Origin of the sequence: Bacteroides sp. An269 (assembly GCF_002159755.1) — a bacterium.
GTDB lineage: Bacteria > Bacteroidota > Bacteroidia > Bacteroidales > Bacteroidaceae > Phocaeicola > Phocaeicola intestinalis.
Map to the genome: position 1 here is coordinate 1 of NZ_NFJG01000012.1, position 13,182 is coordinate 13,182.

Annotated in this window: 12 protein-coding genes and 1 tRNA gene; 4 read left to right on the plus strand and 9 right to left on the minus strand. The window is 40.8% G+C overall.

The genetic code is table 11. The features are described from left to right. Positions 1–23: 23 nt before the first annotated feature. The 4 genes from B5F71_RS04160 (at position 24) to B5F71_RS04175 (ending at position 3,390) form a co-directional block, all read left to right on the plus strand. Positions 24–107 (plus strand) — tRNA-Leu (locus B5F71_RS04160). A 176-nt stretch (positions 108–283) separates the two neighbouring features. Continuing rightward, the gene (locus tag B5F71_RS04165; protein WP_087207909.1) at positions 284–1,093 is read left to right on the plus strand and encodes a Fic family protein; all 810 of its coding nucleotides are present in this window, start codon (positions 284–286) and stop codon (positions 1,091–1,093) included. Between the two features lie 13 nt (positions 1,094–1,106). After that, the gene (locus B5F71_RS04170; protein ID WP_087207911.1) at positions 1,107–2,432 is read left to right on the plus strand and encodes a WG repeat-containing protein; all 1,326 of its coding nucleotides are present in this window, start codon (positions 1,107–1,109) and stop codon (positions 2,430–2,432) included. A gap of 34 nt (positions 2,433–2,466) precedes the next feature. Beyond that, positions 2,467–3,390, plus strand: coding sequence for a sel1 repeat family protein (locus B5F71_RS04175; RefSeq protein WP_241148547.1), 924 nt, complete (start codon positions 2,467–2,469; stop codon positions 3,388–3,390). 103 nt (positions 3,391–3,493) lie between these two features. Here B5F71_RS04175 and B5F71_RS04180 read toward each other — a convergent pair whose 3' ends face one another. From B5F71_RS04180 to B5F71_RS21155, 9 genes are all read right to left on the minus strand, one after another. Next, the gene (locus tag B5F71_RS04180; RefSeq protein ID WP_087207915.1) at positions 3,494–4,897 is read right to left on the minus strand and encodes a mobilization protein; all 1,404 of its coding nucleotides are present in this window, start codon (positions 4,895–4,897) and stop codon (positions 3,494–3,496) included. 223 nt (positions 4,898–5,120) lie between these two features. Next, positions 5,121–6,071 (minus strand): toprim domain-containing protein, encoded by a 951-nt coding sequence (locus B5F71_RS04185; protein WP_087207917.1) that lies wholly within the window; start codon positions 6,069–6,071, stop codon positions 5,121–5,123. Positions 6,072–6,302: 231 nt separating this feature from the next. Next, on the minus strand, positions 6,303–7,493 hold the full coding sequence (locus B5F71_RS04190) for a DUF5906 domain-containing protein (protein WP_087207919.1): 1,191 nt from the start codon (positions 7,491–7,493) through the stop codon (positions 6,303–6,305). Positions 7,494–7,497: 4 nt separating this feature from the next. Further along, entirely contained in the window at positions 7,498–7,812 is a 315-nt protein-coding gene (locus B5F71_RS04195) for a helix-turn-helix domain-containing protein (RefSeq protein WP_005797547.1), read from the minus strand. 169 nt (positions 7,813–7,981) lie between these two features. Next, positions 7,982–8,932, minus strand: coding sequence for a DUF6043 family protein (locus tag B5F71_RS04200; RefSeq protein WP_087207920.1), 951 nt, complete (start codon positions 8,930–8,932; stop codon positions 7,982–7,984). A gap of 6 nt (positions 8,933–8,938) precedes the next feature. Then, entirely contained in the window at positions 8,939–10,276 is a 1,338-nt protein-coding gene (locus B5F71_RS04205) for a site-specific integrase (protein WP_087207922.1), read from the minus strand. Between the two features lie 408 nt (positions 10,277–10,684). After that, positions 10,685–11,422, minus strand: coding sequence for a hypothetical protein (locus B5F71_RS04210; RefSeq protein WP_087207924.1), 738 nt, complete (start codon positions 11,420–11,422; stop codon positions 10,685–10,687). Beyond that, positions 11,409–12,860 (minus strand): S41 family peptidase, encoded by a 1,452-nt coding sequence (locus B5F71_RS04215; protein ID WP_087207926.1) that lies wholly within the window; start codon positions 12,858–12,860, stop codon positions 11,409–11,411. The genes B5F71_RS04210 and B5F71_RS04215 overlap by 14 nt, the downstream gene beginning before the upstream one ends. A 79-nt stretch (positions 12,861–12,939) precedes the next feature. Next, positions 12,940–13,074: a hypothetical protein gene (locus tag B5F71_RS21155; protein WP_262483241.1), complete on the minus strand. Its 135-nt coding sequence runs from the start codon at positions 13,072–13,074 to the stop codon at positions 12,940–12,942. Positions 13,075–13,182: the final 108 nt, after the last annotated feature.

The following is a 13,182-nucleotide window of genomic DNA, read 5'->3' on the forward strand; positions in this document are numbered from 1 at the left end:
TTTGCACCGCAATTCAACGGAATGCCCAGATGGCGGAATCGGTAGACGCGCTGGTCTCAAACACCAGTGGAGTAAAATCCATCCCGGTTCGACCCCGGGTCTGGGTACAGAATAAAAGGCTAAGTATTGAATTATCAATTACTTAGCCTTTTTACTTGTCTGATTTTTCCCCACATTTTCCCCACAGGCGAAAAAAATATAGTAGTAAGTCATTATTTTCTTTGGCTACGCAATACAAATACATTACCTTTGAAAAGAAATAAATCCAATTAAATAAACGTCAATGGAACAAGGTGTTTGGCAAGAGATTGAACAGTTATACCAGAAGTTTCAGCAACTTGGTATTAGTGAAGCGGTGGACTATGAAAAGTACTACCTCTATTCTCTTATTACCCATTCTACAGCAATTGAGGGTTCTACACTCACCGAAGTGGAGGCACAAATGCTTTTCGATGAGGGATTGACAGCTAAAGGGAAGCCTTTGGTATATCATTTGATGAATGAGGACTTAAAGAAAGCTTATGAGTTTGCCAAAGAGGAAGCCAAATGTAAGAAGCCAATTAATTCAGCGTTTTTGCAAAAGCTGAATTCGACATTGATGCGTACGACAGGCAGTATTTATAACGTTATGGGAGGCTCTTTTGATTCTTCCAAAGGTGAATTTCGCTTGTGTGGCGTGACGGCTGGTATTGGTGGACGTTCTTATATGAGTTATCAGAAAGTCCCTGCCAAAATAGATGAATTTTGCACCTTATTACAGGAAAAGCAAAAGACAGTGGGAACATTTCGGGAACAATACGAACTAAGTTTCAATGCTCATCTTAACTTGGTGACTATTCATCCGTGGGTTGATGGTAATGGAAGAACAGCCCGCCTGCTGATGAATTACATTCAGTTTTGCTATAATCTTTTTCCAACTAAGATATTTAAGGAAGATAGAGAAGAATATATTTCAGCTTTACGGTTATCACAGGAAGATGAAGTTAATCAGCCTTTCTTAGACTTTATGGCTGGTCAATTAAAGAAATCCCTCTCTTTGGAAATTGAACGGTTCAATACTTCGCAGAAAAAGATTTTTAGTTTTATGTTTTAGCTGCTACCTAATAATGAAAGATAAGATTGTAGATATAGAAGGCAAGAAATTTTTAATGAATTTTTCCGATAATAGTTTTCTAGAGGTTGCAGATTATAATGAGCCTAAAATAAACACTTTAACCCCATTTAGCTATATAGACACTGGGGAAACAAGTGAGCGTTATTTTGGTGATATTAATTATTCTAAAGAGAATAAGAAATGGGGTTGTATAAATGGAAGAAATGAGGTAGTCATACCTTGCATTTATGACAATATTGACATTGGGGACAACATATTTACAGGTGTAAAGGGATTGAAACGTTTTGACTTTGATGCTGAAGGAGTTCCGATTTATAAATATAGAATCAATGGGATTGAAAAAACTACTCGATTTATAGGTTGGCAATATGTAGAACGTTTTGATGATAAACCAATATCTATTGGTGCTAAAAATGGGAAAATTGGAATTGTGAAAATAGATGGAAGTCCTTTTCTTCCACCAGAATACGATTCTATTTGTATAGATTGGTCTAAGAAATGTATTACAACTGAAAAAGCAGGCGTGACAACTCAAATCTTATATTTTGAGCAAAAAAAATGCTGGTCTCCAATACCATCTGAATTTTCCTTTTATAAAGAGCAGTTAGATCTTTATATTCTGAAGAGAAATGGTCTATTTGCTGGAATGGATAAAGCCGGAAATTTTGTTATAGCACCATCGTTTAGCTCATTAGAAATTTTCCGTAATGTGATTATTGGAACGTATAATGGGAAAAAAGGTGCTTTGAGTCGTACAGAGACTATTACTAGTTCATTTTATGCACCAATACTACCTTTTGTTTATGATGATATAAAAACAAGAACAGCTTGCGGCACATTATCACATCTGATAATTGTGAAAAATGGTTTACAAGGAATATTTTGTATAGAAGATAAAGAAATAATCCTTGAGCCAAGGATAAATGAAGAATATTATCTTTATACCGATACGATAGGAGAAAATGCAATTGGATTCAGTACTAAACAGGGGGAGTATGGCTTTATGGACTTTAACGGGTATATTTTATTTACTATTAATCGCTTTCTTGTTTTTGAAGGTAAAAAAATAGACGGATGTAAGATTCCTGTATTTTTTCATTTTGGTGGATTTAAGAATGGAGTTGTAATTGTCGGCAGGGGTGATTATACTGAAAAATATGATAAAAGCGGTCATTTATTAGAAACTAAATGGACTAGATGTTCTTATGGTGATAATGACATAGATTATGCGGCTGAGACATGGGATGCAATGACTGATGGAATGTATGGTGATATGCCTGATGGATTTGATGATGATTATAGTTTTTTAGGACATTAAGATGATTTCAAAAGGCTATAACGAAATAAGGTATATGATAGAATATCGGTATGGTATTTTATCGCAGTTAATTTCTGAAATTGATAATTATTACCAAAAAACGTTTGCCCAGTTTCAAAAAGAAGCATTGGATTTGGCTAAACAAAATTCTAGTGGGGATTTTGAAGTTTATTATACAATCTTACAAGGTTTTGATAGCGAAGATGAGAGGATATCATCTTTATGTAAAGAAGTTAGGAAAATCCTCTTCTGCTCTATCTTTTCGTATTATGAAGGATGTATAAATGCAATTATAAAATATTATAAAATAGAAACGGAAGCTCAGCAGGTTCAAAAATTATACGATGCTATTAGTAGAACATATGAGAAAAGGTATTTGGTAAATGACCTTGATATTGAAGCAAATCTTTTAGATTATGTAAATAATTTCTGCCGTTTATTGAGGAATTATTTTATGCATGGAGATTTATCCGACAATATAATTAAGAAGAAACTTGACTGCTATGTAAGGAATAACGACGGAGTAAAATTATTAGATAATTATTTCATAGAAATAGAATCCAAGGATTTCCTGTTTAAATCGTTAGATTGCATGAAAACGATTCTAATAAAAATTGAAAGTGCTTTTTGTTTTAGAGTTGAAAATGATCGTTTGCAATTGGAAAGAGGAAAATCGTTGGTAGCTGAAGCTATAAAGTTATATCCATCAGAATGTCCTGGAGCTGAAAGCGAATATCCATCATACTGTTCGATTTATGTCCATAGATTGTTATTAAAGGCTGAGCAATTATACATACCACTTGCAAAGCGTGGTAACGCGGAAGCTCAAATGCTTTTAGCAGATTTATATTTATCTGCTTTTGAAATACCAAATACAAAGAAAGGTATGTTTTGGTTGAAAAAAGCTGTTATGCAAAATTATAAACCTGCTATAAAAATGATGAAAGATTTTAGATGAATTATTGCCAACTTATTGAAGTTTATGTATCATCTGTGACATTGGAAAATTTATACTTCCAATGTCGCAGATAATATTTTCAGTATCTTGTGGTATAATGTATTTACATTTTTAATCCTCTACTTTTCTTTTCTTCCTGCTGCGACAGTCTTGTTCCATATCTAAGCCTGTGCCATTGCTCCCTGAACCACTCGGCAATCGGCTTCCTGTTTATTGTCAGATTCAGCCTGCTTTCATCGTCAGGGTCATTCTCCACCCTTAAAATATCATCCTTTATGTCAAAGTTCCGTCTGTGTTGCTCCGAATAGATTTTACCGCTACATTTTAAGGCTTCTTTCTTGACCAAAAGACTTTCAGTCATTTCTTTAGAGAACCCCAGCATGGCACAGAACTTTTCCATGCGTAGCATTTCCCTGAACATCGGGAACCACCTGAAAGCCTTGTCTATGATTCTGGCGAGCCGTGACAGTTCCTTTTCCTTCATGTCAAGTTCCTGTCTGTGCATTTCCCTGAGATTGTGGATTTGCGTATCATGCTGTTTCTGCATCTGCTGTATTTGGCTCTGCAATTTTTCAATATTGGTGTCCCGTTTTGAAACCTCGTCTTGCAGTTTTTCGTTGGCACGTTCCAGTTCTTTCAGTTTTCCGCTTCCGAAAAGAGAAGCAACACCGCTTGTTATGGCTGTCGCTGCTGTGGTGGCTGTCTTCTTTAGCTTGTCAGTGCGTATTTCTGATTTTACCTGTTTTAGTTCCTGTTCGGCAAGATTTATCTGTTCTTCTTTGTGCCGTTTGGCTGCATCCATGCGTTGCAGCTCGGCTTTCTGTTTCTCGATGATAAAGTCGTTACGTTCCAGATGTTCCTTGCCTGTAACAGCCTTTGACTGCCCACGCTCCATCAGCAGGATGTCTGATGCAAGGGTCTGCATCTGCATCATGTCATCGTCATTGAGCTTTCGGCTCTTTCCGGTTTCGTGGTTCATCCAGTCGAAAACGATATGGGCATGATAGTTCGGCTTGAACCATCTGTCCCCGACCTTGAAGCTTTCCTTGTCTTCCGCTTCCGGCTGACCGTTCAGCCAATGCCCTTCGTCCTTGTGCAGGAAGATTTGCAGCGGTGTGATTCCCCACCGTCTTTGACACTCTTCACCGAATTTACGCACGTCTGCCAGTGTGGTGTTCGACCTGACAAGCAGCACTCCTTCACGTATGGGTGAGCATCCCGCAATCTTGACTGTCTTGCCGTTCTTGCCTTTGCGCTCCCGTTCCTTTTCCTGCATGGCACGTCCGGTCTTTTCCTTTACCATCTGTCTGATATTGTCATAGTGCGTCCGCAAATCCGGACTGCCGAAGTCGGGATTTATCCACTGCTCGTTATCGGTGGAGAGTTCAGGAACGACATAGATTCTGGACTCTCCGATGTGGCGCATGTATTCGGCAGTCCTCCTGTTGTGAGCCTCGCTCGATGCGATGTTGCAGGGTTTGATATGTATGCTTGATTTTGTTGCCATAGATACTTGTTTTTTGGTTTGTACTTTATTGTTTGCTTTTCTGCTGTCCGTAAACGCATGGGGTTCTTAGGGGTGCAACCCATAAGCGGAGATTGCAAAGAGAGGGTCACTCTTTGCTCTGGGTTCTCAGGGGAGAAACGCCCTGAGTGGGTCATTAGGGTAAAACCCTAATCCCCTCGGGAGAGCCCACAACTACGTAAGCGAAGCGTGTAGTTATAGTGGGCTATAACCGAAAGCCTCCCGGTTTATTGGGCGGTGTCTTCACTTTGATGGATTGAGCCTGTTTCTTTGTCTCTGCCCGTTTTTGCAGGTATTCGTTCAAATCCTTGCATCCGCTGTAAATGTGTGAAGCGTCACGTATATGTCTGGTATTGTCATACTCCTTTCTGATTTGCTGCAGGGCTTCCATTCCTGCACGGTCATTGTCAAGGAAACAGTGGATGCGTTCATAGCTGCCCAGCGGATAGAGTGCCTTGGAAACATTGGCAACAGAGTTCAGAACCATGTAGTCCTGTCTGTCGAGATCGGGGAATTGCGGACAGCTTTCAAGCCTTAGTGTCAGAAAGGAAAGGTAGTCCATGAACCCCTCAAAAACGTAACATGCTTTTCTCGGCTCTCCCGATTGTCTGATATGTGATATTTCTTTCGGTGCGATGCAGCCCTTGAAATATCGGTTGCGGATTTCATATCCGCCCGATATGTTCGGAAAGGCAATGGCGAAATACCGTTTGCCGTTGTTGGTGAAGTGTGCCTCACGGCATTCTCTTTTCGCCAGTGCCGTATTTATCCCTCTTTCCTGCAGGTAAGAAAGCAGGGCAGGAGAAGACAGCTGCACGATGTCAAGCTGCTGGAAACTCGGCTCGGTGGCAGACTGCCTGTGAAAAGAGAAAGAAACGGGACGGACATGCGGTGTCTGTTCCTCTATGCGTTTCAGGATATACGGAACACTCTCCGTTGCGTAAAGATGTGCCGCCAGTGCGATGATGTTGCCGCCCTTTCCCAGACCGAAGTCGAACCATTGTTCACGCTCTGTGTTTACCTTGAACGATGGCTCGTTCTCTTCCCTGAACGGAGATTTGTACCAGAGGTTTACCCCCTGCTGCTTTACTGGGGAATACCCCAGACTGTGCAGATAGTCTGCGATTCTTATCTTTTTTGCTTCTTCGGTTGTCATTTTCGTACGGTTTTGTGATGAATGAAAAAACGATGATTTGATGAACTTTACCTGTAATGTACTGTTATACAAAATGGTAACACTTCATCAATGTCTCATCAGACTGCTTGCCAAAAAAGAAATGATGATTTCTCTTTTCATCAGCATTATATTCCGATGAATGAATGATGAATTTATATTATACTGTAATACAATGTGTTATATACTGTATTCATCATTTCATCAAAATAATCATATAGCGGTCAGCTGTTCCTTGGTTATCGTGTAGAACCTTCCTATTTTCCTTTTCGTCTCGTAGTGGCAGTCACGGTGGGGAGCAATCTCATAGGCGGTGTAGGAAAGCGAGTTCGGTGCGGAAGTCAGCTTCCATACTTCCTGAACCACTTTCCGAACCTGATATTTCTCTGCCTTTACCTGCGAATAGACAAGCAGTGTCATGAGGTCATTCAGGCAGAATGATACGCTTTCCACATTCATGTTTGACATGATGTCAAGGAACAGTTCAGCCATTTCTATCTCCAGACGGTTGCGGTTGCTCCGGATGATTTTCTGCAGGGCTGCCGTATGTGTCAGCTTCGGATTGAACCACATACGGCTTTCCTTTTCCGTTGAAAGCTCCCTTTGCGTCAGGAAGAACAGGAAGGCAGGAATTTCTTCTTTCAGCTTTTGCAGGAAATTCGTGTCATCGTTCTGCAGCGGATTTATCTTCCTTACCCAGTATCGTGTTTCCCCTGCGTCTATGATTACAGGCAGGTACTCGTTGTTTGAACACAATACGAACTTGGCGAAGAAGGCTATTTCCGTGCGGTCTTTCCCTTTGGCTTCCACCTTGTAATTGAAAGTGGTGCTCAGGTTCTTCAACCGCTCGCTGTCTTCCCTGCGGTTGAGCAGCACCTCGTCCACGACAATGAGCAGCTTTCCGGCCCAGTCGGAATTGAACTGGCTCCGGAAATCCTCGTTGGTGTTGAATGTCACGTTATCCCCGAATACGGCTTTCAGGAAATTAAGGAACGTACTCTTGCCCGTGTTCCTCTCTTCCGATACCAGCAGGAGTATGGGGAGTTTCTGCAACGGCTGCAGGAACAGCAGTTGCAGATAGTCCAGTCCCAAATTGTACTGCTCACCGAAAATGTGTAGCACCAGAGAACGTATGTTCGGGAAATCCCCTATCTGCGGAGTATGCTCTATCGGTTCGTACAGATTCAGGAAACCGTCAATCTCCTTCCGGTAGTTCAGATGGTCGGGAACGGTACAGAATCCGTCATACTTCGGGACGGTTGCAAGATAGTTTTTCCCGTAGTCCTGCCTGAGTGTGCTGTTGTTCCATATCACACGTCTTTTCTCATACCCTCCGCTGGCGCAGGGCTGGTTTACGACCTTGTACAGTGTCGTTCCCACACGCATGTATTCTTCCTCTTTCATAGGCTCAGATTGAAGGATTGCGTTCACCCAGGATTTTCTGTATGTCCGACTGTCGGTATCTGACCTTGTTCCCCACCTTCACGGGTTTCAGATAGTTCTTCTTTGCCCAGTGCCAAAGGGTGGTGTCGCACACGTCGCACATTTTCTTCACTTCCTCCTTTGTGAGGTACTTTTCCTTTCTCGCTTCCGCAATGGCGGTGGAGAGTTCATGCTTGGCACGGCTTATCAGCTGGTTTGAAAACATGAGCAGGTCTTCGCCTGTCACTTCCAGTTTGATGTTGCCGTTTCCGCTTTGGATAATTGCCATCAGGTCTGTCATAGGCTTGTTGAAACTGCCGGTTGTAAGACTTCCCGTTTCGGCAGTATTATAAACGAAAAGCCACTACCCCGATTAGGATAGTGGCACAAATATATAACGAAAAATAATCGTAAATCAATGGATTTCAATGCGTTAAATTCGTAAAATCCAAAAACGAATTAAACGAGTTTCAAGCGGATAGATAAGCCTTCAATTCCTCGATGGCAACATGGTCTTCCCCGATGTCCTTTATCAGTTTTTTGCTGCCTCCGAAAGGTGTGGTAAGGTTCCTGTATGCTTTCTGTATTCCCCTTTCGTGTACGATGCTGAGGTCTGTGTATTGCTGTTGCAGTGCGTTCCGGAAAGTCTTTATGGGACAGGGGCGCATGAAACGGTATTCCACCAGTGCGATGTACAGACGTGCGATGTCCGTTTCGGTCGTATGCGTTTTCAGCCTTGTTCCGATTCTTTCCAGAATGACATCCCTGTTCTCTATCAGCAGCTCCGGCAGGGTGCGTGTGTCGGCTTTTCGTCCGGCACTCTTGGACTGTCCTTGCTGCAGGCTGTCCGTATCTTCCGTTTCGGTTTCTTCAATGTCTTCTTCATCCTCAATAGACCATTCCACGAGGTTGTTTTCCTCAATGGCTTTCTGCTGCTTTCTGAAAGCCACCCAGTCCTCCTTGGTTCTCATGCCGCTGCTGATGCTCTTCTTGATGATGAACCTGACCATATAGGAAACAAGCCATTTGTATAGTCTTGTAATACCTTTTCTTTTGGCCAGTTCCTCTCCCTGTTCCACCATGCACTCATAGCTCCGTCCGTAGTACAGCCATGCGAGCATGGCAGGTGTGATGCTCCGCCTTTTTGAATGATGGAACTCGTTTACAATCTTTTGAGCAAGGTCAGAATCCAGAAGCACATTCTCCAGTTCCTCGAAATCGGAGATTTTGTCGTCTCCGATCCGTCTGCGTGTGGCTTCCTTGTATTTCGGTACCAAGGTTGTGGCAACTTTGAAAACCTTGACAAATCCCTTGAACTCCTTGTCGTTCATTTCTTCCACGAAAGTCGCATATTCATCGGGATGGCTGTCAAGCCACTCCCTTATCAGTCTTTTGAAATTGTCATATTCCTGTTGTCCCATATAGGCTTAGTCTAAAAGTTTAACGAGGTCTTTCTTCATTTCTTCGTCAATATCCCTGTATCGTCTGAAAGCCTTGCTGCCTTCCTTGTGTCCCGACAGTGCCGAAACAAGATTAGGGTCTTTCACCTTCTTATAAATATTACCGATGAAGGTGCGTCTTGCAAGGTGGCTGCTTGCCACTTCATAAAGCGGTTTTTTGACTTCATCACGTGTCAACGGGTCTAATATAGTGACAATCCTGTCCACTCCCGAAAGTTTGAATATCTTTTTTATTGCTTCATTGTATTTCTGTTCGGATATGAACGGCAGGAGTTTTCCCTCATGGTCTTTATACCGTTCAAGAATCTCCTTTGCCTTATCGTTCAACGGAACACGTACCGTTACAGGATTGCCCTCTTTGGTTTTTTTCGGTATGTATTCAATGGCTTCGTTCACCACGTTCAGTTTGGTCATTCTGTACAGGTCGCTTACTCTGCATCCTATAAGTGTCTGGAAAATGAAGATGTCCCTCTGTATCTCCAGCTGTGGAGTGGCTGACAGGTCAGCATTGAAAATCCTGTCCCTTTCTTCAAGGTTGATATAAACAGGGGTTCCGTATTTACATTCCTCTATCGGAAACTTGTCAAACGGTCTGTTAGCGGTCAGCTTGCTGTCGAAACACCACAGAAAGAATGTGCGTATTCTTGAAAAGCAGTCTATCAGAGTGTTTTTTCCACGTGGTTGCGGAGTTCTCTTTTCTGGAATGGCTTCATAAATGCTCGGGTACAATTCATAATATTGGTATTCGTTCTCGAAGAAGTCCCACATGTCCCGAAGAGTTTCAGGTGTGACGGTATCAATATCAAGAACAAATCCTTTTTGTCCTCTTTTTGTTTCCCGTACATACAGTTCATAACGCAATAAGGCTCTTTTTACCACCCTGAAATTCTTTTTCCTTACTTCCGATAACGGATGCTTTTCCAGAAAGCTGTCAAACAGCTCTCCGAAAGTCGGCTTGATGACAATCTCTTCCGGTGTGAAATACTTTTCAGGATGATAATATCTGTCTAAGGTCAGTTTCAGCCATTCTTTATCAACGGACTCTTTTTCCGTATGAAAGGATTTTTCCACATAGGTTTTCAGCTTTCGTATCTCTTCATTTATGCCAGTCCTTAAATCTTCGTTGCAGACAGCTTTTGTTTTTACACACTCTGCTTTTTCATCCCACAGGTTGGGATTGATTGAAAGCTGGGTAGGAGCAACAGAATCAAGCTGTCTTCCATTTCTCAGACGGATATAAATAGTTGCGGTTGATTCAGTATCATACCGTTTTGCCGCTTTTTTAATGATGAAAGTTACTTTCATAGGCTTACAGGTTAAATATCTATCTGGATGCAAATATAGATATTTTCCCCACATTTTCCCCACATCTGCTAAATAATTTGCAATCGGATTAATTCGGATTAAAATTTAATATGATTGTAAATAGTTGATATATAGTTATATTAATGTATTTTTCTGCGTTTTTCTTTTTACCCACATTTTCCCCACTTTAATTATTTCAAATGCGGGTCTGGGTACGAGCAAATCGGCTAAGTGATTAAATATCAATACTTAGTCGATTTTGTTTTGTGCTCATTGTTCCCATTTTGTTCCCGTAGAAAGGATTCTATACCGATTATTAAATGGAGTTAAACACCATTGAGACTTTCGCCTAAAAGATGAAATAGATATGTGTTATCTATTGATTTTCGGTTTAAGTGGAAATTCCAATTATGCCCCTGTAGTTGCTTCCAGCAATAATCCGGCCAAAACTTCTTTTTCAGAGATATGTACGTCCTTATCTATATAAATAGGCATATTTGTCAATTCCGATAAGGAATCATAACCTACTACCGGAGAAACAACCACTCTCTGCTCATCTAAAACACAAGCATTGATGTCTGTTTTCGGATAGCAGCCTTCAAATCTTGATGCAATGCGGATACTTTTATCTGTTGGCGTTGCCTCGTAAAACTTTAAGCTCTCATAAAGTTTGTTCACTTTTTTAATAGGAGTCTGGCTGAATAATTGCTGTATGTGCGGTATTATATCCTCAAATTGATACCGATTCAGTAAATCTTTTAAGCGACCAATGCTTTTCCTACTAAAAACACCGGTAATTCTTAAGGATGTTATTTGAGAATTTTTCCTTAGTTCCCATTTGAGTGTCTTATGAAATTTCCCGTCAAAGAAATCTTGAAGTTCTTTGGTCAAAAGCTGATGTTCAGGATTCATTTCGATAAGGAACAGACAGTGCTGGAAGTTGCCTGCAACAAACTCAGTTTGCTGCTTAAACTTTTCCCTAACTTCTTGCATTCTATTGATTGAAACATCCTTTGTTTCTACTGTGTACACTTGAATGTCTGTTTCATCATTCAAGTATTCCACATCTTCTCTTGAAAAAGAAATCATAGCTCCCTCACGTGCTGTGAGAAAAATCAATAACTGTTTTAAATCATTTGAATTCATAAGTGTTATTTTTTAGTTTGTCTTGGTTTATTAAATCTATTGCTATACTAAAAGCGTTCTTTTCTTCCCATGGTAAATTTTCCTCCACCTCTATGTCAGGGGCAATTCCTTGTCCTTCACTCCACGTTACACCATCCGGCAACAGAAAAGGCGATTCTGTAGCTAACTTGAATTCTATACCGTGTGAGGTCTTGAAATTGAAAGCTGTGCTTCCACAGTCCCCGGCGGTACAGCAGCCTATTACCATGACATTAGGCTGTTCTTTCAAGATTGCCACCAAACTTTCTGCTCCCGATGAAGTCATCCTATCTGTCAAGACAAATAGTTTCCCTTTATAACATTTAGCCGTGTCATTTTTTACGATAGCATTTCCAATAGTAATGGATTTTGAAATCAGATAAGACGCAATATTCATTACATTGCCCTTTTTCCCACCTAAATTTCCCTGCAAGTTAAGTATCAGATAGGGGCATTTAAATTCCTCTTTGATTTGTCGGCAAAAATCTTCTACACTGCCGGGATCGAAATCATGGATACGGATATACCCAATATTATCATACCTCTTTAATGTTTTCGCCAACAAGGATGAGACTTTAGGAGCTATTACAGAAGGTAAATAGATGCGTGAACTGTCTGTTGCATTTGCCTGCTTCTTCAATGCCGCAATCATTTCTTCTTCTTTAAAGAGGGGTAGTAATACATCGAAAACAGAATCGCTACGTTGCACCGTAACCCGTTTACAAGTATCAGTGTATGAAGCGAATATATTTATCGCAGCAGTTTTCTTCCTTGCCACATCTGTAGACGCAGGAGTAATTCTCATTTCTTTCTTGATATAATCAGCCGTAGGCATACCATCGATTGCGATTATCAGGTCTTTACGTTGCAAATCAACGCTTTTGTTCAAGCATCTTGATATCCAAACTGAATCATTTCTGCTGACTGCATATACACCGCTTTGGTATCTCGAAAAGAAAGGATACGTATGCATATTTTTTAAAGCGCTGAAATACTGTAATAGGAGCAAACCGTATTGCTCCGCATCCTTGACCTTACTCACTTCTTCCTTATACGCTTCATTAAGTTTTGCCAAATCAATATGCTTGTGATGGGCTAACGATGCGTAATTCTCCTGCACTATGCCCATTATTTCTTCAAAATCCTCTCTACATTCTTCAGGAGACAAAGTCAACTCATTCAGATAGTATGATTTTGTAGGGCGAACAATCTTATTATATAAGTCACAGTAGTGAAATATTTTATATGAGCCTCGAACACACAAAGCTATCACCAGCAAAGATAGCGCAATTCCCGTATAATAAAGTTTGCGTCGCTTGTTCCCTCTCTTACAGCGATAGACGCACCATACGCTTACGGATAGCGACAGAAGAATCAACACGAAGTTGATAATATTTCCGATGTTGAGAAATGCGTTCATAGACTACTCAAGTTATAATACGGTTAAATCAAAAAAAGATTTACCAGCTTTTACACTGGTAAATCTCTTCAACGTTTTACTAGCAAGGCTTTTTTGCCGCTTTGATTTTCTTGTTGAGGTACTTACCGGCAAGATAACTTCCGGCGGCAATGGCTAAGTCTCTGGTAGGAATGTTAATCAAAACTTTACCTGTGGCAATGAGAATGTTATACATACTTTACTGGTTTTAAGTTAAACATAATTATGATCATTCTAATTCGCTTTAATTCTAACTTAAAAACGGACCTTGCCAAAAGCCATGAAAGCCAAAGATCTCTTAAGT